21 protein-coding genes are annotated in these 22093 nt (G+C 73.7%); 13 read left to right on the top strand and 8 right to left on the bottom strand.

Translation table 11 applies throughout. The features are described from left to right. Positions 1-126: 126 nt before the first annotated feature. From Sru01_RS28125 to Sru01_RS28110, 4 genes are all read left to right on the top strand, one after another. Complete coding sequence (locus Sru01_RS28125; protein ID WP_203991728.1) at positions 127-2205, top strand: glycosyltransferase family protein; 2079 nt, start codon at positions 127-129, stop codon at positions 2203-2205. Positions 2206-2274: 69 nt separating this feature from the next. Continuing rightward, positions 2275-2718, top strand: coding sequence for a hypothetical protein (locus Sru01_RS28120; RefSeq protein WP_203991726.1), 444 nt, complete (start codon positions 2275-2277; stop codon positions 2716-2718). Further along, the gene (locus tag Sru01_RS28115) at positions 2715-3077 is read left to right on the top strand and encodes a DUF5615 family PIN-like protein (RefSeq protein WP_203991723.1); all 363 of its coding nucleotides are present in this window, start codon (positions 2715-2717) and stop codon (positions 3075-3077) included. The genes Sru01_RS28120 and Sru01_RS28115 overlap by 4 nt, the downstream gene beginning before the upstream one ends. A gap of 177 nt (positions 3078-3254) precedes the next feature. Further along, positions 3255-4676, top strand: coding sequence for an ATP-binding protein (locus tag Sru01_RS28110; RefSeq protein ID WP_203991720.1), 1422 nt, complete (start codon positions 3255-3257; stop codon positions 4674-4676). Positions 4677-4712: 36 nt separating this feature from the next. On the opposite strand, the gene Sru01_RS28105 is transcribed toward Sru01_RS28110, so the two are convergent. Both Sru01_RS28105 and Sru01_RS28100 read right to left on the bottom strand, forming a co-directional pair. Continuing rightward, positions 4713-5837, bottom strand: coding sequence for a TolB-like translocation protein (locus Sru01_RS28105; protein ID WP_203991717.1), 1125 nt, complete (start codon positions 5835-5837; stop codon positions 4713-4715). Continuing rightward, entirely contained in the window at positions 5834-6349 is a 516-nt protein-coding gene (locus Sru01_RS28100) for a SigE family RNA polymerase sigma factor (protein ID WP_203991715.1), read from the bottom strand. The genes Sru01_RS28105 and Sru01_RS28100 overlap by 4 nt, the downstream gene beginning before the upstream one ends. 301 nt (positions 6350-6650) lie before the next feature. Between Sru01_RS28100 and Sru01_RS28095 the strand changes: the two genes are divergently transcribed. After that, entirely contained in the window at positions 6651-8174 is a 1524-nt protein-coding gene (locus Sru01_RS28095) for an MDR family MFS transporter (protein ID WP_239137796.1), read from the top strand. A gap of 3 nt (positions 8175-8177) precedes the next feature. On the opposite strand, the gene Sru01_RS28090 is transcribed toward Sru01_RS28095, so the two are convergent. Next, on the bottom strand, positions 8178-8867 hold the full coding sequence (locus tag Sru01_RS28090; protein ID WP_203991713.1) for an alpha/beta hydrolase: 690 nt from the start codon (positions 8865-8867) through the stop codon (positions 8178-8180). 76 nt (positions 8868-8943) lie between these two features. On the opposite strand from Sru01_RS28090, the gene Sru01_RS28085 reads away from it, so the two are divergent. Further along, positions 8944-9546, top strand: coding sequence for a TetR/AcrR family transcriptional regulator (locus tag Sru01_RS28085; RefSeq protein WP_203991711.1), 603 nt, complete (start codon positions 8944-8946; stop codon positions 9544-9546). Here the strand turns inward: Sru01_RS28085 and Sru01_RS28080 are convergent. Together Sru01_RS28080 and Sru01_RS28075 are read right to left on the bottom strand one after the other, a co-directional pair. Continuing rightward, positions 9541-10413 (bottom strand): class I SAM-dependent methyltransferase, encoded by an 873-nt coding sequence (locus Sru01_RS28080; RefSeq protein ID WP_239137795.1) that lies wholly within the window; start codon positions 10411-10413, stop codon positions 9541-9543. The two genes, Sru01_RS28085 and Sru01_RS28080, sit on opposite strands and share 6 nt — an antisense overlap. Positions 10414-10480: 67 nt before the next feature. Next, positions 10481-11302: a helix-turn-helix domain-containing protein gene (locus Sru01_RS28075; RefSeq protein ID WP_203991709.1), complete on the bottom strand. Its 822-nt coding sequence runs from the start codon at positions 11300-11302 to the stop codon at positions 10481-10483. Positions 11303-11365: 63 nt separating this feature from the next. On the opposite strand from Sru01_RS28075, the gene Sru01_RS28070 reads away from it, so the two are divergent. Continuing rightward, complete coding sequence (locus Sru01_RS28070; protein ID WP_203991707.1) at positions 11366-12760, top strand: MFS transporter; 1395 nt, start codon at positions 11366-11368, stop codon at positions 12758-12760. Positions 12761-12803: 43 nt separating this feature from the next. Here the strand turns inward: Sru01_RS28070 and Sru01_RS28065 are convergent, their stop codons facing one another. Beyond that, the gene (locus tag Sru01_RS28065) at positions 12804-13616 is read right to left on the bottom strand and encodes an isocitrate lyase/PEP mutase family protein (RefSeq protein ID WP_203991705.1); all 813 of its coding nucleotides are present in this window, start codon (positions 13614-13616) and stop codon (positions 12804-12806) included. A gap of 110 nt (positions 13617-13726) precedes the next feature. On the opposite strand from Sru01_RS28065, the gene Sru01_RS28060 reads away from it, so the two are divergent. Continuing rightward, complete coding sequence (locus tag Sru01_RS28060; RefSeq protein ID WP_203991701.1) at positions 13727-14302, top strand: dihydrofolate reductase family protein; 576 nt, start codon at positions 13727-13729, stop codon at positions 14300-14302. A 130-nt stretch (positions 14303-14432) separates the two neighbouring features. Then, a complete protein-coding gene (locus Sru01_RS28055; RefSeq protein WP_203991699.1) occupies positions 14433-16118 on the top strand; it encodes an NAD(P)-binding protein in 1686 nt (561 codons plus the stop codon). Between the two features lie 204 nt (positions 16119-16322). Here the strand turns inward: Sru01_RS28055 and Sru01_RS28050 are convergent, their stop codons facing one another. Beyond that, entirely contained in the window at positions 16323-17147 is an 825-nt protein-coding gene (locus Sru01_RS28050; protein WP_203991696.1) for an SDR family NAD(P)-dependent oxidoreductase, read from the bottom strand. Between the two features lie 109 nt (positions 17148-17256). Between Sru01_RS28050 and Sru01_RS28045 the strand changes: the two genes are divergently transcribed. From Sru01_RS28045 to Sru01_RS28030, 4 genes are read left to right on the top strand one after another with little or no spacing between them, the layout of a single operon-like run. Beyond that, on the top strand, positions 17257-20010 hold the full coding sequence (locus Sru01_RS28045) for a sensor histidine kinase (protein ID WP_203991693.1): 2754 nt from the start codon (positions 17257-17259) through the stop codon (positions 20008-20010). Then, on the top strand, positions 20007-20414 hold the full coding sequence (locus Sru01_RS28040; RefSeq protein WP_203991690.1) for a roadblock/LC7 domain-containing protein: 408 nt from the start codon (positions 20007-20009) through the stop codon (positions 20412-20414). The genes Sru01_RS28045 and Sru01_RS28040 overlap by 4 nt, the downstream gene beginning before the upstream one ends. Next, positions 20411-20785, top strand: a complete 375-nt coding sequence (locus Sru01_RS28035; RefSeq protein WP_203991688.1) for a DUF742 domain-containing protein — start codon at positions 20411-20413, stop codon at positions 20783-20785. Before Sru01_RS28040 ends, Sru01_RS28035 begins: the two co-directional genes overlap by 4 nt. Continuing rightward, positions 20766-21341, top strand: coding sequence for a GTP-binding protein (locus tag Sru01_RS28030; RefSeq protein ID WP_203991685.1), 576 nt, complete (start codon positions 20766-20768; stop codon positions 21339-21341). The genes Sru01_RS28035 and Sru01_RS28030 overlap by 20 nt, the downstream gene beginning before the upstream one ends. A 73-nt stretch (positions 21342-21414) precedes the next feature. Here Sru01_RS28030 and Sru01_RS28025 read toward each other — a convergent pair whose 3' ends face one another. After that, a complete protein-coding gene (locus Sru01_RS28025; RefSeq protein WP_373869550.1) occupies positions 21415-21801 on the bottom strand; it encodes a roadblock/LC7 domain-containing protein in 387 nt (128 codons plus the stop codon). Positions 21802-22093: the final 292 nt, after the last annotated feature.

Here is a 22093-nt window from a genome sequence, read left to right as displayed (position 1 = left end):
CCTGGGAAACGGACCGGTCGGCGCGGCACACGCCGTACGATCGGACATTCCCGGCATCGAGCCGGAGCCGGCCGGGCGACCGGTGACCGGCGGACCATCGCGGAGCTCAGAGGGGGCACCTCGACCATGGCCGAAAGCGACCGGCAGGACCCGGACGGTCCGCGCTTCCAGCGCCTCGGCGCGGCGAACTGGCTGCCCGAGGAGCGCAAGGTCATCGAACGCTACGAGGACCGCATCCGCGAGCTGGAGCGGCGGCTGGCCACCGCCGAGGCGCGCGCCGAGTACGCGCAGTGGCAGCTGTCGGCGACCCGCGCCCAGCGGCCGTACCGGGTGAGCACCGTACTGGCCGGCGCCAAGCGGCCGTCCCGGCTGGTCCGGCTGCCCGGCGAGCTGTCCAAGGCCATGAAGCCGAAGAAGGCGCCCAAGCCGCCGGCCACCGTCACCGCGAGCGCCGCCGTCATCGACGCGGCGCTCGCGCACGCGCCCGAGGTGAAGATCCCCAACCTGGCCTGGCCGGACGGGCCGGTGAACCGCCCGGATCTGAAGGTCGCGGTGATCCTGGACGACTTCTCCCGGATGGCGTTCCGCTACGAGTGGCACCAGATCGAGTTCGGGCTGAAGGACTGGCCGGAGATCTTCGCCGCCGACCGGCCGGACGTGCTGTTCTGCGAGTCGGCCTGGCACGGCAACCAGGGCCGGTGGCGCTACCAGATGACCGGCACCAACGCGCCCAAGCAGGAGCTGCGCGATCTGGTCGCCTGGTGCCGGGAGCAGGGCATTCCCACGGTCTTCTGGAACAAGGAGGACCCGCCGAACTTCGACTTCTTCATCGACACCGCGAAGCTGTTCGACCACGTCTACACGTGTGACGGGGACATGGTGCCGAAATATCGCGAGATATTGGGGCACGACCGGGTGGACGTGCTGCAGTTCGCCGCCCAGCCCCGGGTGCACAACCCCGTCCAGACCAAGCAGGGCCGCCCCTACGACGTCGTCTTCGCCGGCATGTACTTCCGCGACAAGCACCCCGAGCGGCGCGAGCAGATGGAGACCGTGATCGCGCCCACCCGCGAGCTCGGCCTGCACATCTTCGCCCGCAACGAGAAGGCCGGCGACAAGTACGCCTGGCCGGAGGAGTACCGCCCGCACATCGTGGGCGAGCTGCCGTACGAGCAGATGCTGGCCGCGTACAAGATGTACAAGGTCTTCCTGAACGTGAACTCGGTGATCGACTCGCCGACCATGTGCGCCCGCCGGGTCTTCGAGCTGTCGGCCTGCTCGACCACGGTGCTGTCCGGCTGGTCGCGGGCCATCGAGGAGACCTTCGGCCCGCTGATCCCGATCGCGCACACCCAGGAGGAGGCCTACAACCAGGCCCTCTACCTCATCAACAGCCCCGAGCTGCGGGCCCGGCAGGCGCACCTGGCGATGCGCGAGGTGTTCGACAAGCACCTGTTCACCCACCGGGTCGACCAGATCCTCGCCGCGCTCGGTCGGCCGGTCCAGGCGCGCACCCGGCCGGTCTCGGTGGTGCTGCCCACCAACCGGGCCGGCCAGCTGGAGCACGCCATCGCCCAGGTCGCCCGGCAGCGGCACCGCGACCTGGAACTGATCCTGGTGCTGCACGGCCTGGACATCGACCCCGGGGTCGTCCGGGACAAGGCGCTGGCCGCCGGCGTCCCGGCGGTCACGGTGCTCACCGCCGACGCCTCGCTCACCCTGGGCGAGGTGCTCAACGTCGGCATCGCGCGGGCCGGCGGCGACTTCGTCGCCAAGATGGACGACGACAACCTCTACGGCGAGCACTACCTGTCGGACCTGCTGCGCGCCTTCGACTACGCCGACGCCGACCTGGTCGGCAAGGGAGCGCACTACACCTATTTCCCGGCGACCGACACCACCGTCATGCGGCTGCCCGGCCTGGAGCACCGCTACGCCCACCTGGTGCAGGGCGCCACCATCCTGGCCCGGGCCGACCTGATGCGCACCTACGCCTTCGAGGCGGTCAACGCGGGCGAGGACACCCGGCTGGTCCGCCGGTTGAAGGAGGACGGGGTCCGCATCTACTCGGCCGACCGCTTCAACTTCGTCTACATGCGCGGCGCCGACGCCTCCGCGCACACCTGGAAGGCCCAGGACTACAAGCTGACGCGCAACGCCCAGTTCTGCTTCGTCGGCCACCCCGAAGCCCACGTCATGATCTGACCCGCCGCGCGGCACGCCGGACCGTCAGGAGCAGGAAAGGGCGCACAGTCGGGTGACTACAATGTAGTCGTGACCCCTAGCCCGCGATCGATCAGGTTCGAGGAAGCGGTCCTCGACAAGCTCGCCCGGTTCGTCATGGACCATCCCGGCCTGTCGGTGTCCGCCGCGGTGAATCTGCTCGTCGCGGAGGCCCTGCGGATGGAGGAGCACCCGGGGATCTTCTTCCGTTCCGGACCGGCGGGCCGGCGCGCGGTGACCGCCGGCGGCCCCGATGTGTGGGAACTGGTCCGCGCGGTGAAGACGACGCGGGCCGCCGACCAGGAGGCCGCTCCGGACGAGATCGTGGAAATGGTGAGCGAGCATTCCGGAGTCACCGTCGGGCAGGTACGGGCGGCGGTGGGCTACTGGTCGGCCTATCCCGAGGAGATAGACCAGCAGATCGAGGCGGCCGAGCAGGCGGCGCGGGCCGCCGAGGAGCGGTGGCGCCGCGAGCGCGGGTTGCTCGCCTCGTGATCGCGCGCCTTCTGCTGGACGAGATGTTCTCCCCGGCCCTGGCGGCGGAACTCCAGGCTCGAGGTTACGACGTGACCGCGTTGGCGCAGTGCCCCGGAGGCCCCGGCACTCCGGACGACGCGGTGCTCGATCTCGCCATCGGGCAGGAGCGCTGTCTGCTGACCGAGAACGTCCGCGACTTCGAGATCCTCAGGACTCAGCGGCTCGACCAGGGCCGGCCCTGCGCCGGTCTTCTCTACAGTGCCGCCCACCGCTTCCCACGCACCAAGCCGGCGATGGGACGGTTGGTCAACGCGCTGGAAGAGCGCCTTTCCAGCGGCCGGCTCCCGCGCCCCGGCCAGATCGACCGGCTGCCGTGACACCCGCGGGTCGCTTACGTCGATGAGCGAGCAGCGTGCCGATCGGCGGCGTGTCGCCGGTTTCGGCACCTCCGGTCTCTTCACCGCGACATCGGCGCCGGTCCTGCCGATCGGCCCCGGCCATGGTTCGACGAAAGATAGTATCGCTGGCGAAACTATTCTTCGGAGGACCGTTTTATGCCGGAGTTCGTGGGCCGGGAGGCGGAGCTGCGAGCCCTGGACGGGCTGCTCACCCGGGTGAAATCCGCTGCCGGCGGATCGCGGCCTGGAGTCTGCGTGCTGATGAGGGGGCGCAGGCGGATCGGCAAGTCGGCGCTGGCCGAGGAGTTCGTCGGTCGCAGCGGCCTCCCTCATCTCTATTTCACCGCGGCCCGGGCGAGCGCCGAGCAGGAACTGGAGCAACTGCTGGCCGACGTCGCGGATTCGACACTCCCGAACCGCGCGGCCTTCGCCGAGAGCGCCCCGGCGAACTGGAACGGCGCGCTCCAGTTGCTCGCCGAGGCGGTACCGGACGATTCTCCCTCGGTGCTGGTGATCGACGAGGTGCCGTACCTGATGGAGCGGGTGGACGCCTTCGAGGGGTTGCTGCAGCGCGCCTGGGATCGCCACCTCAGCCGGCGGCCGGTACTGCTGATCCTCATCGGCTCCGACCTGTCGATGATGGAAGCCCTGAACAGCTACGAACGGCCCTTCCACCAGCGCGGCACCGAGATGGTGGTCGGCCCGTTGAATCCCGCGGAGATCCAGCGGATGCTGGGCCTGGACGCCAGGACGGCGGTGGACGCCACGCTGGTCACCGGCGGGCTGCCGCTGGTGTGCGCCGAGTGGCCGCCGGGCGCGTCGCCGTGGGAGTACCTTCATGAAGCACTGACCGATCCGCTCTCCGCGCTGCTGGTCTCCGGCGAGCGGATGCTGGCGGCCGAGTTCCCCGAGCACGCCATGGCCCGGGACGTGCTCACCGCCATCGGCAGCGGCGAGCGCACCTTCGTCAACATCGCCCGGGCGGCCGGCGGCATCGCGCACTCCACGCTCACCAGAGCGGTGGACCTGCTGGCCGAGAAGGGGATGGTGGTGTCCGACCTGCCGTTGAGCACCCGCCCGTCCAAGGAGCGCCGTTACCGCGTCACCGACCCGTACCTGCGGTTCTGGCTCTCCTTCGTGCGCCCGCACATGGCGGAGATCGAAAGGCGCCGGGGTGACCTCACCCTGCGCCGGGTCGCCGCCGGATGGAGCACTTGGCGTGGCCGGGCGGTCGAGCCCCTGGTGCGCGAGTCACTCGCCCGGCGGCTGCCGGACGAGCGGCTGCCGGCGGCCGAGGCCATCGGGTCCTACTGGACGCGGAGCAACGACATCGAGATCGATATCGTGGGGGCCGATCGGGCGCCGATCGCGAAGGAACTGCGCTTCGTCGGTTCGATCAAGTGGCTGGAGAGCCCGTTCGACGAACATGATCTCCAGCGGCTGATCCACCATCGCGCCGCGCTGACCGACCGCGCGCTTCCGCTGGTCGTCGTGTCCCGGAGCGGCGCCACCTGCCACGGCCACGCGGCGCTCTACGGCCCGGAAGAACTCGTCGCCGCCTGGCACGGCGACCGCTGAGCCGGTGGGCCCGGCGTCCCGGGCCCACCGGCGGGGCTAGCGGACCAGCCCGGGAACGACGATGGCACTCTGGTCGGCGGGAAGGCGCATGATCTCCCGCACCGCGCCGGTAGCGACATCGACCGCGTAGAGCATCGGCGTGGCCCCCCGCCCGGGCTCCTCCGGATACGCCAGCATGGTGACCTCCGCGGGACCGAGCCAGGACCCGAGCCTGGCCGGCCGGTACCCGTCGGGCAGCGCCCCGACGGTCACCGACCTGCCGCTCCCGCCCTGCGCGAGGTCGGTGACCACGATCCGCGCCTGCGGAGCCGGTTCGGCGGTCCCCAGGTCGAGCCAGGCGATCGTCCGCCCGTCCGGTCCCAGCGTGCTGAACCTGTCGGTGAACGTCTGGATGGTCACCGTGCGCCGCTCGTCCCGTCCCGCCCGGTCCAAGACCCGGATGGACGTGTGGTCGTCGTACGGCCAGATCAAGGTCACCGGCCCGCCCCCCGCACCGACGCTCACCGGAATCCACTCGGCGGGGAGCGTGCTTTGCCGCCGGCCCGCCATGTCGATCAGCACGTTGTACGGCTTCGACCGGCAGCCGAAACATGAGTAGGTGAGGTGGAGCCCGTCCGGCGAGATTCTCAGGACGGTGTCACCGTTGTCGAGCAGCTCGGGGCCGGTCTGCCGGGGCGCCGTCCAGACCTGGCCGCTCGCCAGGTCACGGACCTGGAAGCGCTGCCGTGCGGGGTCGTAGTACGCCAGGCGCAGCCCGTCCGGCGTGATCGCCATCGGCCCGCCGGAGTGGTAGCGGGCCGGATCGAGCCGGTAGACGTCGCCGTCGGCGGTCTCGACCCGCCAGGTCACGACACAGTTCTCCTCGACGCCTATCCGGCAACTTGTCCGGTGGGCGTGGGCCAGCGGGCCGACCCCGCTGTCCGGCAACGGGGACGCGACCATGACGGGAGTGGGGGCGACGATGGGGGCGGCTCGCCGGGCGGGCAGCACACCGGAGATCACGGCGCTCACCGTCCCCGCCGTCACGACCAGCGCCATGGCCGCGGCCGCCGCCACCGCGGTCGCGCGCCGGCGCCGCGCGCCGCGGATCGCGCGCTCGGTGAGGTCGACGTCCGGGGCCTCCCCGGCGATGTGCCGCAGATCGTCGCGCAACATGTTCATCGGGATCCCTCCGTCGCGGCGTCGTCGAGCAGCCCGGCCAGTTCGGGCGCCATGGTGCGCAGCCTGGACAGGGCGTGATGCGTCTGGCTCTTGACCGTGCCGATCGTGCAGTTCATCAGATGCGCCGTCTCGACCTCGGTGCGGTCCTCGAAGAACCGCAGGACTATCACCGTCCGCTGGCGGGGGGTGAGCCGGGCGAGCGCCTGGCGCAGGACCAGCCGGCGGACCGTGGCCTCGTCATGCCGGCCACCGGGTTCGGGCAGCTCGGCATGCGGGGTTTCGACGATCTTCCGCCGCCGCCAGGAGATGTGCTGGTTGATCAGCGCCTTGCGGGTGTACGCCTCGGCGTTGCCGCCGCCGTCCAGCTTCCGCCAGTGCGCGGCGACCCGGATGAGGACCGTCTGCAGCAGATCTTCGGCAAGGTGGGCGTCACCGGTGAGCAGGTACGCGGTCCGCATCAGCGACTGCTGGCGTACCCGCACGAACTCCCGAAACCCGTCGTAACGGTCCATGTGTACAAGAACGCCACAAGCGTTACAAAGGTTGGAAGGTGCGCAGCCTTTTCCGGTCCGGCGGCGATCGGCCGCCGGCGATGCACGCCGTTCCGGCGGTGCGGTGGCGGCACCACCGGAGAGGCGGCGTGCGGTGCCGGCCCTGGCGTTACTTCGAAATTGCCCATAGCTCCATATAGAGGGCGCTTTCCGGTCAGCGGGGAATGTACGGGACGGGGAACCGGTTGGGTACGCCCGTGGACCGCCGCCCCGGCGGCCCGTCCCGGCCCCGCCGCAGCCGACCGTGAGGAGCACCCCGACCGTGACGAGCACCGCGACATCGGACGGCCTGGGGCTGCGGTCGGAACGCGGCCGGGTGCTCGCGGCGATCATGCTCTGTACCGGGCTGGTGGCCATCGACAGCACGATCATCGCCACCGCGGTGCCGTCGGTCGTACGCGACCTCGGCGGCTTCGCCCAGTTCCCCTGGCTCTTCTCGATCTACCTGCTCACCCAGGCGGTGACGGTCCCCATCTACGGCAAGCTGGCCGACGTCTTCGGCCGCAAGCCGGTCATGTTCTTCGGCATCGCGGTGTTCCTGCTCGGCTCGGTGCTGTGCGGGCTGGCCTGGAGCATGCCCGCGCTCATCGCGTTCCGCGCGGTGCAGGGCATCGGCGCCGGCGCCATCCAGCCGATGAGCGTCACCATGGTGGGCGACATGTACTCGGTCGAGGAACGCGCCCGGGTGCAGGGGTACGTGGCCAGCGTGTGGGGGGTATCCGCGGTCGTCGGCCCGGCGCTCGGCGGCCTGTTCTCCGAGTACGTCTCCTGGCGGTGGATCTTCTTCATCAACCTCCCGCTCGGCGCGGCCGCCGCCTGGATGCTCGCCCGGCGGTTCCGCGAGCGGGTGGAGCGGCGCGAGCACCACATCGACTACCTGGGCACCGTGCTGCTCACCGCCGGCTCGTCGCTGATCATCCTCGGCCTGCTGGAAGGCGGGGTCGCCTGGGCCTGGAACTCACTGCCGAGCATCGCCATCTTCACCGCGGGTGTCGCGCTGACCGCCGCGTTCGTCCTGGTGGAGCGGCGGGCGGCCGAGCCGATCCTGCCGCTGTGGGTCTTCCGGAACCGCACGCTGGCCGGCGGCAACGTCGTCGCCCTCGGCATCGGGGTGCTGCTGATGGGGCTGACCTCCTACATCCCCACCTACGCCGAGGGGGTGCTCGGCACCGGCGCCCTGGTGGCCGGTTTCGCGCTGGCCGCGCTCACCGTCGGCTGGCCGCTCGCCGCGACGCTGTCCGGCCGGCTGTACATGCGGATCGGCTTCCGGGACACCGCGGTGATCGGCAGCGGGCTGGTGGTGGCCGGCGCCGCCATGTGCGCGCTGCTGCTGACCGGCGACACGCCCATCTGGCTGGTGGCCGCCGCGTGCTTCGTAGTCGGCGCCGGGCTCGGCCTGTCGTCCAGCCCGACGATGGTCGCGGTGCAGTCGGTGGTGGGCTGGGAGCGGCGCGGGGTGGTCACCGCCACCAACCTGTTCTCCCGGTCCATCGGCAGTGCGGTGGGCACCGCCGTGCTCGGCGCGATCGCCAACGCGACGCTCACCGCCCGGTTCGCGCATCCGCCGGCCGCGGTGGCCGGGAAGCTGCCCGACGGGCTGGACGCGACCGGCTCGGTGCTCGGCGGGGGGGCCGCCGCCGGCGGTGACGCCGCGGCGGCCTTCGTCCGCGGCGCGCTGCGGGAGGCGACGCACAACGTCTTCCTCGCGCTGCTGGTGGTGGCGGTGCTCGGGGTGCTGGCCCTCTTCCTCATGCCCCGCCGCACCAGGGAGGCGGTCTTCGACTAGCGGTCACCCGACCGGGAGTTCCCGGGCCACCAGCTCCGGCCGGGACAGGAACGGGTGGTGCCCGGCGGGCACCTCGACGACCCGGCCGGCCCGGGCGGCCTGCGCCCGCTGCACGGCCGGCGGGGTGGCCCGGTCGTCCGCGCACACCAGGTAGGTGGCGGGCACCTGCCGCCAGGCGGCCGCCTGGACCGGTTCGGTGGTGGCGTGCAGGGACTGGCGCGCCAGCCGGGCCTCGGCGCCGGTCACCGCCGCCTCGTCGCAGTCCTGCAGGAACAGGTCCTGGAGCATCTCCCGCCGCACGCCGAACGTGCCGTCCGCGGCGGGGTCCAGGTACGGCGGCACCTCCCCGCCGCCGAACGTGGCCAGCGACTCGCCCGGCTCCGGGAGGAACGCGGCGATGTACAGCAGGCCGGTCACCTCGGGGACGCCGGCCGCCGCCTCGGTGATCACCACGCCCCCGTAGGAGTGCCCGACGGCGGTCACCGGGCCGCCGCCGGCCAGGACCCGGCGCACCGCGGCGACGTCGTCGGCTAGCCCGGGACCGCCGGTGCCGGGCGCCCGGCCGTCCTCACCGCAGCTCGGCAGCGCCACCGCCTCGCTCGCCACGCCCCGCTCGCCCAGCAGCGCGGCCACTCGCGACCACCACCAGGCGCCGTCGCGGACACAGGCGCCGTGCACGAAGACGACTCGCATCGCGTTCCTCCCTGCCGAAGATCTCCTCACCCCGGCCACGTTAGACGTATCGATCATTACGTGAAAAAGTGGGGGGATGGGACGGCATCCACAGCCGGAGATCCGCGATCGCCTGCTGGACGGCGCGGTACACCACCTGGTCGCGCACGGCCTGCCGGTGACCTCGCTGCGGCCGCTCGCCGAATCGCTGGGCACCAGCCCGCGCATGCTGATCTACCACTTCGGCACCAAGGACCGCCTGGTGAAGGCGGCGCTGGTGGAGGCCCGCCGCCGGCAGCTGGAGCTGTTCCGGCGGGCCCTGCGGCACCGCCCGGAGGAGGACTACGCGGTGACGCTGGCGGCCGCGTGGCGCACGCTCGCCGGGCCCGAGGCCGAGGGTTACGTCCGGCTGTTCGGCACCGTGCACGGCCTGCCGGCCTCCGACGTGCCCTGGCCGGACTTCCCGGCGATGGCGGTGCACGACTGGCTGCCCCACCTCGAGGCTGGCCTGCGCGCCGGCGGCCATCCCGACCCCGCCGCGTCGGCCACCCTGGTGCTCGCCGTCCTGCGCGGGCTGCTGCTGGACCGCCGCGCGACCGGGGAGCACGAGCGGGTGGACGCGGCCTTCGCGGAGTTGACCCGGCTGCTCGACCGGGCGCTCGGCCGGGCGCTCGACCCGCCCGGCGGCCGCGGCCTATGACGCCGGCCGCACGCCGGTGACGGCCGCCCGGGTCAGCATCGGCAGGCGGTGCGGTCGCAGCGCGTCGGAGCGGTCCCACAGCGCGGCGTCCACCGACTCGCCCTGCCATGCCTGCTCCCGGACGGCGAATCCGTGCGCCGCTAGCAGGGCGGCCATGTCCTCCGGAGCGAAGATCCCCCGCCACGGCTCGCCGCCCTCGGCCGCGACCGGCGCGACGGCCGCCGCGTACATCCGGCCGAGCTCGTCGCGCCGCTCCTCCGGCACCATGTGATCGAGCACGACCTCGGTGCCCGGGGCCAGGCCGCCCAGCGCGGCGAGCGTCCGCCCGACGGCATCCGGGGTGAGGTACATGGTCACGCCCAGCCAGCTCACGAACGCCGGCCGGGCCGGGTCGAACCCGTGCCGGGCCAGTGCGGTCACCGGCGGATCCCGCTCCAGATCGGCCGGGACGAACACCACGTCCGGCGGGACGGCGATCCCGGCCGCCGCCAGCGCGGCGCGCTTCCAGTCCTGGGTGGCCGGGTGGTCGACCTCGAAGACCCGCGGGCCGCCCGGGCCCGCCCGGTAGGCGTAGGAGTCCAGGCCGGCGCCGAGGACCACGTACTGCCCGGTGCCGCGGGCGACCGCGGCCGCCAGCCGGTCCTCGGTGAACCGGCCGCGCGTGGTGGCCGCCAGCCGGGCACCCGCCAGCACCGGATGGGTGCCGTGCAGGCGATGGTAGGCGACCAGTTCCTCGGCACGGTCACCGAGCAGCGGAAGGGCGAGGGTGTCGGCGAAGATGTGCGGCTCGGCGTCGACGATCAGATGCGCCGCGCGGGCCGCCGCGGCGGTGAGCGCCGTGCGGCTCGGCATTCCATTCGATTCCACATTATGGAATATACAAATCTAATTGACCATCATATCAGCGACAAAAAACTTTACCGTCACCTGCCGGTCACGATTCACCGACGATTTCCAACTCCCGAGAATGGCGTCCCGATTCCGGAATCCCGGCCAGCAGGGCACGCAGCCGCCCGGGCGGAAGCCCGATCTCGGCGCGCAGCACCCGGGTCAGGTGCGACTGGTCGGCGAACCCCAGGTCGGCCGCCAGCACCCCGAGGTCGGTCTCGCCCTCTTCCAACCGGCGCAGCGCCCTGCTCGCCCGGACGCGGTTGCGGTAGCGGCTGACCGTCATGCCGACCTGCCGGCGGAAGACCCGGCTCAGGTGCGCGGGCGACACGTCGAGCAGCCGGGACAGCCGCACCAGGTCCGCCGAATCGGGGTCACCGGCCACGATGGCCTCGCGCGCCCGCCGGGCCAGGCCGGTCCGGTCGCCGGCGGCGCGAGGCGGGCGGCGGACGCCGGCGGCGGCGAGCGTCCGCACCAGGCGCTCGGCGGGGTCGGCGGCATCGCGGTCCGACCGCAGCAGCAGCCGGTGGGCCAGTTCGACCCGCCCGTCCACGGCCACCGGCCCGGCCGCCGGCACATCGCCGGCGGTGTGCCACAGATGGCCGGCCACCGCGATGACGGTGCAGACGTCCCCGCCGGCCGGATGGGCGAAGGAGTAGTCGAGTCCCGGCGCCTGCACGTATCCCATGGTCGGGTCGGCGGTCAGCGGCCGCCCGCCGGCCCGGACGCGGAACATGCCGCGATGCACCAGCACCAGCGCGTCGGCGCCGCCCTCCTCGGGCGCACCCCAGCCGGGACCCCGCTCGCCGCACGCCACCACCCGGACCGAGAAGTCCGGTGTCTCGACGACGGTCCGCGAGCTGCGCACCCGACCACCATATGCACAAGAACCTTCAAGACGGACGGCAGCTGCGGCGGCAGGCTGGCCGCCATGCTCACCCTCCGCCGGGACCGGCCCGGCGTCGTGCTCGCGGTGCTGCTGGCCGGGCAGACCATGGCGTCGATGGACGGTTCGATCATCACGGTCGCCCTGCCGTCCATGCAGCGCGAGTTCGCCGCCGGCGGCGCCGCCGTCCAGCTGATCGTCTCCACCTACCTGCTCACCGTCGGGCTGCTGATCGTCACCGGGGCCCGGCTCGGCGACGTGCTGGGCCATCGGCGTGCCTTCCAGTACGGGCTGGCCGGGTTCACCACCGCGTCCCTGCTGTGCGGGCTGGCGCCGTCGGTGCCGGCGCTGGTCGCGGCCCGGGTGGCCCAGGCCGCCGCGGCGGCGCTGATGATGCCGCAGGTGTTCTCGCTCATCCAGCTGCGCTTCACCGGCGCCGCGCGCGGCCGGGCCATCGGGCTGTATTCGATGGTGCTGGCCCTGGGCGTGGCGCTCGGGCAGCTGGTGGGCGGCCTGGTGGTCGGCGCCGACCTGTTCGGCCTCTCCTGGCGTCCGGGCTTCCTGGTCAACGTGCCGGTCGGCGCCGTCCTGCTCGCCGCCGGAGCCCGGGTGCTGCCGCCCGGCGCGCCGCACGCCCGGCGGCTGGACATCGGCGGGGTCGTCCTGCTCACCGTGGCGATGACGGCGCTGATCGGCCCGCCGATCTTCGGCCGGGAGCACGGCTTCGGCCCGTGGACCTGGGCGTCCCTGGCGGCCGGCCTGCTGCTCCTGGTGGTGTTCGCCCGATTCGAGGGCCGGGTCGCCCGGCGGGGCGGGACGCCGCTGCTCGACCTGTCGGTGCTGCGGCCGCCGGGCGTGCGTCCCGCGCTGGTGACCTGCTTCACCGTCATGGGCTGCTACGCGGGCCTGCTGTTCGCGCTGACCCTGCACCTGCAGGACCGGCTCGGGTACGGGCCGCTCGGCTCGGGGCTGGCGTTCGCCCCGTACGCGCTGGGTTTCGCCGCGCTCAGCCTCACCTGGTCCCGGCGTTCCGCGCGCGTCCAGGCCCTGCTCCCGGTGGCCGGGCCGGCGGTGTTCGCGGTGACCGCGCTCGCGGTGGCCTGGCTGGCGCGGGACGGCTGGCCGGTGGCGGCGACCGCTCCGCTGCTGTTCGCCGCCGGCGCCGGGCACGCCGCCGGGTACGGTCCGATGATCGCCCGGGTGTCGGCGGTGGCCGGCCCGGAGCGGGCGTCGGCGCTGTCGGCGCTGAACTCCACCGGCCCGACGCTCGCCGAGGTCGCCGCCATCGCGGCGCTGGGCGGCCTGTACCTGAGCGCGGGGCTGCTGTGGACGTGCGCCGTCATCGCCGCGCTGCTCGCCGCCGCCGGCGCCGCCGCGGCCCGCGCGCACGCCGCCTTCCGCACTCCCGCCGCCGTCCCCGAGCCGGCTCCCGCCCGCTGACGGGACCGGGCCGCGGATCACCGGCTCGCGCTCGCCGGCCGGGCTAGCGGCCGGCGGGCAGGTCGTAGGGGCTGCGGCCGGCGGCGATCTCGCCGAGCATCGCCGCCAGGTACGCTTGGGCGGCGGCGTGCAGGCCGTGCCCGAAGCTGATCCGGGCCACCCCGAGCTCCGCCAGCTCGGCGAGCGGCGGCACTCCCGGCCGGAACAGCACGTTCACCGGGCCGCCCATCTCCGCGGCCAGCGCGGCGATCGACTCGGCGGCGGCCGCGCCGATCGGGTAGACGCAGTCGGCGCCGGCGGCCAGGTAGCGCCGGCCCCGGTCCAGCGCGTCGGCGAGGATCTCCGCCGGCGTCCCGCCGTGGCGCAGGTAGGAGTCCACCCGGGCGTTGATCACCAGGTCCACCCCGGCGTCGCCGGCGGCCCGCCGGACCTCGGCCAGGAAGGCGGCCTGCTCGGCCGGGTCGGCCATCGCGCCGGTCCGGTGGTCGGTGTCCTCCAGGTTCAACCCGGCCGCCCCGGTGGCCGCCAGCCGCTCGACCAGCTCGGCCGGCGCCAGGCCGTAGCCGCGTTCCATGTCGGCGGTGACGGGCACCGGCACCGCCCGGGCGATGCGGGCGACCGCGTCCAGGACCAGGCCGGCCGGCGTGCCCTCGTTGTCGTCGTACCCGAGCACGGGCGCGATCGCGGCGCTGCCGGTCGCCACGACCGGGAACCCGGCGGCCACCACCGCGCGCGCCGAGGCCGCGTCCCACACGTTGGGCAGCACCAGCGGCCGCCCCGGCACGTGCAGGGCCCGCAGCTCGGCGGCCTTCCCGGCGGCGGTGGTGGTGGTGGAAGCGGTGGGATCGGAGTTCATGGGCCGAGCCTAGGAGAATTCCGGACCGCCGGACCAATGAATTCCGCCCTCCTTCGGAGTCCGTATCCCGAAGTCGGCCGCGTCCCGCGGCCGGGAGAGGACGGTGGAGGATGGGCAAGGTCCTGATATACGCGACGGTCTCGCTGGACGGCTTCATGGCCGGCCCGGATGTACGCCCCGGCGTCCCCATGGGAGACGGCGGGCTGCGCCTGCACGATTGGATCCTGCGGGGGGCCGGCAGCGAGGTGGACGCCGCGGTGGTCCGGGAGACGTCCGCCACCACGGGCGCGGTGGTGCTCGGCAGGCGCACCTTCGACGTCGGCCTGCCGGTGTGGGAGGACACCCCGTATCCGGTGCCGTGCTTCGTGCTCACCCACCGCGCGCACGAACCGATGGTGATGAAGAGCGGCGCGTTCACCTTCGTCACCGGCGGTGCCCGCGACGCGGTGCGGCAGGCGCGGGCGGCGGCGGGCGACGGGAACGTCGTGCTGATGGGCGCCACGGTGAGCCAGGAGTGCCTCGCCGCCGGCCTGGTGGACGGGCTGCGCCTGCAGATCGCCCCGGTGCTGCTCGGCGCGGGACTGCGGCTCTTCGGCGACCGGGGCCCGCGCGGGGTGGAACTGCGCCGCACCGAGGTCCGGGAGTCCGCGCACGTGACCCATCTGTGGTTCGACGTCCTTCGCTGAGCCAAGGCCGATGAGATCGGCGCCAAACCGGGGATCTTCTTCGTTCCTTCGCGACAATGATCCCGAAAAGACTTCCCCGGCGCGCCGCGCCCCGGGCCGCCGCCCGGCGGGACGGGGTGATGATCGGCCAATGACCGCTCATGTCCCTTCTGGCGGAGATCTCCCGGCACGCCCCGGCGCACCGGCCGGTGGCACGGGACCGACCCGCCGCGGGCTGCTGGACGGGGCCGTCGCGATCGCGGCCTGCGCGGCGTTCGGCCCGCGCGGCCGTCCCGCCCCGGACCGGGCGGCGTGCGGGTCGGGAGTCCCGCTCGCCTTACCCTCCCGGGCCGCGGGCGGCGCGGCCCGCGCGCCGGTGGACCCGCGCGGCGACACCCCCGACCTGCTCGGCGTGCCGCACGCGCTGCGCGACGGCAGGTTCTGGCACCGGGCCGGGCCGCCGGAGCCCACCGGCGAGACCTACGACCTCGTCGTGGTCGGCGGCGGGTCCGGCGGCCTGGCCGCCGCCGGCCGGTGGGCGCGGCACCGGCCCGGGGCCGACGTGCTCGTCCTGGAGGCCCGGGAGCGGACCGGCGGAGCGGGCGACGCCGACCTGCTCCATCCGCCCGGTACGGCCGGACCGCCCGGCACCTACCCGGCGGTGTTCTGCGACCGGGAGAGCTTCGGCGTCGACCGCCTGGTGCTGCTGCCGCCGGACCGGGCGACCGCCGACTGGGCGGCCGAGCTGCCCGTGGCGCCACGCGCCCGCGACGACCTGATCACGCTCTTCGACGTGCCCCCCGGCTGGTCGGCCGGACTGCCCGCGGCGGCCGCCGGGCGGTGGCTGGCCGGCCTCACCTACCGCGACCTGCTGCGGGACGTATGCCAGGCGCATCCGGACGCCGTCACGTTCTGCCGGACCATGACGACCGCGGCGTTCGGCCACGGCGCCGACACGGTTTCCGCGCTGGACGCGTGGGCGGCGAGCGCGGACCCGCATACCTGCCCCGGTTTCGCCGGCCTCGGCCCGCCGCCGGGCGCGCCGGCCGGCGGGCCTGGACCGGCCCCGGCGCCGGCGGCCGGGACGGTGCCGAGGGTGCGGGCCGGCCGGCCCGCGTGCCCGATCCGGATCCGGCTGTCCAGCCCGGTGGTGCTGGCCCGCAACGACGGCCCGCCGGACGCCGCGCGCTCGGCCACGGTGGCCTACTTCGACGGCCACCGGGTCCGCTCGGTTCGGGCGGGGGCGGTGATCTTGACCTGCCCGCACATGCTGGTCCCCTATCTGGTGCCGGACCTGCCGGCCGGGCGGCGCGCCGCGCTGGGGCGGGCGGTGCGGCTGCCGCTGGCCCGGGCGACGGTGCGGCTGCGGCACGGCCGGCCCTGGCGGGCGGCCGGGATCGGCCGGGTCCGCTTCACCGGCGCGTTCTGGACGGTGGCCGGGCCGGAGACCGCCCCCGGGGACGGGCCGCTCGAGGTCCGCCTGCTGCACGCGCCGGCCGTGCCACGACCGCCGCTGCGGGTGGCGGCGGCCGCCGGGCGGCGCGCGCTGGCCGGCACTCCCTACGACGTGATGGCGCACCACGCGGTGGCCCAGCTCGGCCGGCTGCTCGGGCCCTTCGGCTTCGCCGCCGGGCGGGACGTGGCGGCGGTGACCGTGCACCGGTTCGGGCACGGGCCCGCCGCCGTCACCGGTGATCCGGCGGGCACCGGGGCGGGCCCGCGGACCGTCCGCCACGGACGGATCGTGATCGCCGGCTCGGACGCGCTGCCGGAGGCCGGGCGGGACGCCGGGGTGCGTGCCGCGTGCCGTGCCGCCGCGGACCTGCTCGACGGGTGACCGGGACCTACTTGACGGGTGACCGGGACCTGCTCGACGGGTCGCCAGGGCCGGTCGCCACCCCGGTCGCCCCTGCCCTGGACCGGACGCCGGCCCGGCTCTGCCAGGGCGCCGCCCCGGTCCGAGCGGGTCGCCGGCCCAGCTCGAGTAGGTCGCCGGCCCAGCGCGAGCGGGTCGCCGGCCCGGACCGGGCGGGACGCCGGGTCAGCCGGGGCCGGGCGCCGACAGTCCGGTGGCGGCCAGGCTGGCCGTCCACAGCGACTCGGCCGCCACCGGGTCGGTCATCCGCGGCGTCGCCGGCGCGGGGGCGTCGTCGAAGAAGAAACGGCCGGAGTGCTCGGTGCCGTCGGCGGTGGTGGCCAGGTGCACCAGCGTGCGGGCGCCGCGTTCCGGAGTGCGCGCCACGCCGGGCAGCAGCATGAGCGCCTTCATGTAGAGGCTGTCCGGCGCGAACCCGGTGCGCACCACACCGGGGTGGAAGCAGGTGGCGGCGACGCCGCGCCGGGCGAGCGCGAGGGTGAACAGCGCGTTGGCCTGCTTGCTGTCGCAGTACTGCAGCCAGCCGCTCCACCGGCGGCGCGAGCGGTCCAGGTCCGCCGGATCCAGCCGGCCGGCCCGGGCGGCACCGGAGGAGGTGGTGACCACCCGGCCGCCGGAGGCGCGGACCCGGTCCAGCAGCAGGTTGGTCAGCAGGAACGGCGACAGGTGGTTGACCTGCATCATCAGCTCGTGGCCGTCCGGGGTGAGCCGGCGCCTGGTGGACATGATCCCGGCGTTGCCGGCCAGCACGTCGATGCGCTCGTACCGGTCGAGCAGGTCGGCGGCGAGCCGGGTGACGTCCTGGAAGGAGGTGAAGTCGGCGACGGCGACGTCCGGGCGGCGCCCGGAACGGCCGGCGATCCGGTCGGCCACCGCGGCCAGCCGGGCTGAGGATCGGCCGACGAGCACCACCTCGTGCCCGGCCTCGGCCAGTGCCACCGCGGCGGCGGCGCCGATTCCGGCACTGGCCCCGGTAATCACACTAATCATTGCATCCTCCCCTATTAACGACCCTATCGGTGCTAGCCTCGGATCGATCTTCCGGAGGTACCTTTCATCGGCAACGGCAAGAAACCTCCGATCGCCGCGGGAGTGGGGCATGAGTTCTGGTAAGCGGTCGATCCGGTTCAAGGTCTTCTCGCTGCTGATGCTCCCGCTGCTGTCCCTCAGCGCCCTGTGGGGATTCGTCCTCAACCTCACCATCGGTGACGGCCTGGCGCTGATGCGGGCCAACACCATCTACCGCGGCATCGGAGTCACCTCCACCGAACTCGGCCTGCAGATGCAGGCGGAGCGCGCCATGTCCGCCACCGTGCTCAGCAACCTGGGCAGCGACCGCACCCGGCTGGCGGACCAGCGGCGGGCCACCGACCGGTCGCTGGCGGGCTTCCGGGCCGCCGCGGAGGCCGAGGACACCCAGGACGCGATCAGCGACGCGACCCGGGTCTCGCTCACCAGCCTGATCAACGACCTGGAGCAGTTGCCGGGCATCCGGGCGAACGTGGACAGCAGGTCCGACGACCGGCTGGAGACCACCCAGGCGTACAACCGCCTGATGGACGCGCTCTTCCGCGTCTACGACCGCATGGTGTCGGTGCCGGACCTGGCCATCTTCGAGCAGGCCCAGGCGCTGCAGGCCATGGGCAACGCGCGGGAGGTCATCGCCCGGGAGAACGCGCTGGTGGGTGCGGCGGTCGCCTCCGGCGGGCTGTCCGACGCCGAATACGGGGCGTTCGCCGACTGGGCCGCCACCCGGCGCTTCCTGCACGCCAAGGGCCGGGCCGCGCTCGACTTCGACCTGCGCCGGCCCTACGACGAGGTCTTCGCCGGCACGGCGTTCAAGCGCTTCACCGGCATCGAGCAGGACCTGGTCGACCGGAGCCGCAGCAGCGGCCCGCTGCCCGCCTCGGCCGCCGGATGGCAGGCGACCACCGACGACGTGACCGCCTCGCTGGACGAGGTCGGTGCCAAGACGTCCGCGGTGCTCGCCGAACGCGCCGCCGACGTGGCGACCGGCATCATGATCCGCATCATCCTGGCCGGCGGGCTCGGCCTGGTCGCGGTGGTCGCCTCGATCATCATCTCGGTCCGCTTCGGCCGGCGGCTGGCCCGCGAGCTCGCCGACCTGCGCGACTCCGCGCGAGAGCTCGCCGAGGTACGGCTGCCCCGGGTGGTCGAGCGGCTGCGCGCCGGCGAGGACGTCGACGTCGACACCGACGCGCCGCCGCTCACCGACGCCGGCGGCTCACTGGAGGTGGGCGACGTGGCGCGCGCCTTCGGCTCGGTGCAGCGCACCGCCGTGCGGGCCGCCGTCGGCCAGGCCGAACTGCGCCGCGGCGTCAACAAGGTCTTCCTCAACCTTTCCCGGCGCAAGCAGCGGCTGCTGCACCGCCAGCTCAGCCTGCTGGACGCCATGCAGCGCCAGGCCGATGACCCCGAGGCGCTGGAAGGCCTCTTCCAGCTCGACCACCTCACCACCCGGATGCGGCGGCTGGCGGAGAGCCTGATCATCCTGTCCGGGGCGGAGCCCGGCCGGGCCTGGCGCAAGCCGATTCCGGTGGTCGACGTCGTGCGCGCGGCCATCGCCGAGGTGGAGGACTACACCCGGGTAACCGTCCAGCCGATGCCCGACACCCACCTCGACGGCACCGTCGCGGCCGACCTGATCCACCTGGTCGCCGAGCTGGTGGAGAACGCGGCGGTCTTCTCGCCACCCCAGACCAAGGTGCTGGTCCGCGGCGACCTGGTGGCCAACGGGTTCGCCATCGAGATCGAGGACCGGGGGCTCGGGCTGGCGCCGGAGGAGTACGAGCTGATCAACGCCCGGCTGGCCCGCCCGCCGGAGTTCGACCTGGCCGACAGCGAGCGGCTCGGCCTGTTCGTCGTGGGCCGGCTCGCCGCGCGCAACGGCGTCGGCGTGATACTGCGCGGCTCGCCGTACGGCGGCACGACGGCCATCGTGCTGATCCCGAAGGAGCTGGTCGCCGCGGCCGCCCCGCCGGCCGAGGCGCCGCCGCGGCACGCCCGCGAGGAGGACGCCACCGCGCTGTCCCGCCGGATCCGCGGCGCCCGGGGCGCGGTGCCCGCACGCGCGGGCGGGCGCGGCAGGGACGCGGTGCCCCCGCTGAGCGTGGTCCCGGACCGGGCCGACACCGGGCCCTTCCCGGCTATCCCCGCCGGGCCCGCCGCCCCGGTGCCGGGCGAGACCGAGGCCGGCCCGGCGACCGGCGAGGCGGCCGGCTCGCCCCCGGCGGCCCCTCCCGCGGCGGACTCCCCGATCGCGGACTCTCCCGCGGCGGCCCCCCCGATGGCAGGCGGCCGGACGGAGGAGGAACCGCACCCCGGATCGGTGTGCCCCGCCGGGCATCCGTCCCGGGCGTCGATGGTCGGTGGCACGCACCGCGGGCTGCCCCGCCGGGTGCGCCAGGCCAACCTGGCGCCGCAGCTCCGCGAGGGAACCGGCCCTTACGCCGCCCCCACCCCACCCGCGCCCGCCACCGCGACCCCCGCGGCCCCGGCCTCCGCCGCACCGGCCCCGGCCGACGGGCCGCCCGGGCCGGTCGCCGAACGCACGCCGGACGAGACCCGCGCCATGCTGTCGGCCTTCCAGCGAGGTGCCCGGCGCGGACGGCTGGAAGCCGAGCGGAGTCGCCGGGAAGATTCTTCGAACGCCCCCGTCCGGCCGGATCCGGCCCTGAGCAGCGACGACGCCGATCTTCCACCGCACCCGGACCCGGGCACCGGTAACGAACGGTCCGGCAGATCATCCAGTCTGGTGACCAAACCTCGCGAGCTGCGCGACCATAGTCATGGTTCCGTACACCAGACGACCGGCGAGAAGGGTGACGAATGACCGGCAATGTTTCGTCGAACGGCGAACTCAACTGGCTGCTCGATGATCTGATCGGCAGGGTCGCCGCGGTACGACAGGCCGTCATCCTCTCCACCGACGGCCTGGTGGTGGGCGCGTCCAAGGGCTTCAGCCGGGAGGACGCCGAGCACCTGGCCGCGGTGGCGTCCGGTTTCCAGAGCCTGGCGCGGGGCGCCGGCCGCCACTTCGGCGGCGGCGAGGTGCGCCAGACGATCGTCGAGATGGAGTCCGCGTTCCTGTTCGTGACCGCGGCCGGCACCGGAACCTGCCTGGCCGTGCTGAGCAGCTCGGACGCCGACGTGGGCCACATCGCCTACGAGATGGCCATGCTCGTGAAGCGGGTCGGCCAGCACATCTCCACCAATCCCCGGCGGCAGCCCTCATGAGCGCGAGCCACGAGCTGTGGCTGGACGAGGACGCGGGGCGGGTCGTCCGGCCGTACGCTCTCACCCGTGGCCGTACGCGGTCATCCGGTGACGATCTCGACCTGATCGCTATGGTCACCGCGACCGGGGCTCCGTACACTGGCGAGGCCGGTCTCGGCCCCGAGGAGAGGCGCATCCTCGATCTGGCCGAGCGCCCGGTGTCGGTCGCCGACATCGCCTCCGAGATCGACCTGCCCCTGGGCGTGGTCCGAGTCCTCCTCGGCGATCTCCAGGACCAGGGCATGATCAGCGTGCGGGCTCCCGCCCAGGCAGGACCGCGCCCGCACGAGCGCATTCTCAAGGAAGTGATCAATGGCTTACGAGCCCTCTGAGGAGCCGGTCGCCCTCAAGATCCTGGTGGCCGGTGGCTTCGGCGTGGGGAAGACCACGCTGGTCGGCGCGATCAGCGAGATCCGTCCACTGCGCACCGAAGAGGTCCTCTCCGACCGCGGCATCGGCGTCGACGACATCGACGGCGTGGAGGCGAAGACGACCACGACCGTGGCCATGGACTTCGGACGGATCACCATCCGCGAGGGTCTCGTGGTCTACCTGTTCGGCACGCCCGGTCAGGAGCGCTTCTGGTTCATGTGGGACGAGCTGTCCTACGGTGCCCTCGGCGCGGTCGTGCTGGCCGACACCAGGCGTCTCACCGACTGCTTCCCCTCCATCGACTACTTCGAGCAGCGGGGCACGCCGTTCATCGTGGCGGTCAACTGTTTCGACGGGGCCGACCGGCACGAGCCGGAGGACGTGCGCATCGCGCTCGACCTGGACCCCGACATCCCGGTCATCCTGTGTGACGTGCGGCGCCGGGCCTCGGCCAAGGTGGTGCTCGTCACCCTGGTGGAGCACGCGCTGCGCACCCTCACTCCGGCGGCCGGCTGACTCCGGGGCTCGCCCGGCGGCCGGCCACCGCCCCCCTGGGCGGCGGGGGCTCCCCGCCGCCGCCCGGCGGGCCTCAGACGGCTCCGCGCGGGTGCGTGGCCAGGTGGGAGCCCACCCGGCCCACCAGGTGCGCCATCTCGTAGGCGACCAGCCCGGCGTCGGCGTTCATGCCGCTCATCACCGACAGGCAACTGCCGCTGCCGGCCGCCGTGATGAACAGCAGGGCCGACTCCATCTCCACGATCGTCTGGCGCACCAGGCCGCCGCCGAACCGCAGGCTGGTGCCCTTGGCCAGGCTGTGGAAACCGGACGCCACCGCGGCCAGGTGCTCGCCGTCCTCCCGGGAGAGATTGCCGGACGCGGCGACGCGCAGCCCGTCGTTGGACAGGATGATCGCGAAACGGACGTCGGCCACCCGCGTCACGAAGTCGTCGAGCAGCCAGTTCAGCTCGGTGGACAATCGTCTCACCTCCTTGCCGTCGCCTGCGGTCCCCGCCACCGGAGTGAAGATCGCCGCTGACATTAGCACCGCCGGACCCCACAGCTATATACATCCGTGATATTTCCGCATTTGCCGCCCACCGCCACGGACGCCCCGTCCCGCCCCGATCGTCCTCCTCCAGTCCACCGTCCCCTGACCGGCATGGCCCCCCATCCCGCGCGGAGCGAGCCGTCCAACCGCGGCAAGCCTCACCCGGGCCGGTTCGGGCGCGCCGGTGTTCTGAGGAGGAGGGAGGAAGCCTGAGGAACGA

The sequence above is a fragment of the Sphaerisporangium rufum genome, assembly GCF_016863395.1.
GTDB lineage: Bacteria > Actinomycetota > Actinomycetes > Streptosporangiales > Streptosporangiaceae > Sphaerisporangium > Sphaerisporangium rufum.
The sequence above is the reverse complement of the archived record's forward strand: the minus strand, read 5'-3'. Positions and strand labels throughout refer to the sequence as shown.

Bases quoted from the DNA above. Each gene is read 5' to 3' on its own strand.
- Sru01_RS28030 (WP_203991685.1), top strand. From the start codon at position 20,766: ATGGCTTACGAGCCCTCTGAGGAGCCGGTCGCCCTCAAGATCCTGGTG.
- Sru01_RS28090 (WP_203991713.1), bottom strand. From the start codon at position 8,867: ATGCGAGTCGTCTTCGTGCACGGCGCCTGTGTCCGCGACGGCGCCTGG.
- Sru01_RS28055 (WP_203991699.1), top strand. From the start codon at position 14,433: ATGACCGCTCATGTCCCTTCTGGCGGAGATCTCCCGGCACGCCCCGGC.
- Sru01_RS28070 (WP_203991707.1), top strand. From the start codon at position 11,366: ATGCTCACCCTCCGCCGGGACCGGCCCGGCGTCGTGCTCGCGGTGCTG.
- Sru01_RS28110 (WP_203991720.1), top strand. From the start codon at position 3,255: ATGCCGGAGTTCGTGGGCCGGGAGGCGGAGCTGCGAGCCCTGGACGGG.
- Sru01_RS28035 (WP_203991688.1), top strand. From the start codon at position 20,411: ATGAGCGCGAGCCACGAGCTGTGGCTGGACGAGGACGCGGGGCGGGTC.
- Sru01_RS28060 (WP_203991701.1), top strand. From the start codon at position 13,727: ATGGGCAAGGTCCTGATATACGCGACGGTCTCGCTGGACGGCTTCATG.
- Sru01_RS28100 (WP_203991715.1), bottom strand. From the start codon at position 6,349: ATGGACCGTTACGACGGGTTTCGGGAGTTCGTGCGGGTACGCCAGCAG.
- Sru01_RS28050 (WP_203991696.1), bottom strand. From the start codon at position 17,147: ATGATTAGTGTGATTACCGGGGCCAGTGCCGGAATCGGCGCCGCCGCC.
- Sru01_RS28045 (WP_203991693.1), top strand. From the start codon at position 17,257: ATGAGTTCTGGTAAGCGGTCGATCCGGTTCAAGGTCTTCTCGCTGCTG.
- Sru01_RS28085 (WP_203991711.1), top strand. From the start codon at position 8,944: ATGGGACGGCATCCACAGCCGGAGATCCGCGATCGCCTGCTGGACGGC.
- Sru01_RS28105 (WP_203991717.1), bottom strand. From the start codon at position 5,837: ATGAACATGTTGCGCGACGATCTGCGGCACATCGCCGGGGAGGCCCCG.
- Sru01_RS28040 (WP_203991690.1), top strand. From the start codon at position 20,007: ATGACCGGCAATGTTTCGTCGAACGGCGAACTCAACTGGCTGCTCGAT.
- Sru01_RS28125 (WP_203991728.1), top strand. From the start codon at position 127: ATGGCCGAAAGCGACCGGCAGGACCCGGACGGTCCGCGCTTCCAGCGC.
- Sru01_RS28065 (WP_203991705.1), bottom strand. From the start codon at position 13,616: ATGAACTCCGATCCCACCGCTTCCACCACCACCACCGCCGCCGGGAAG.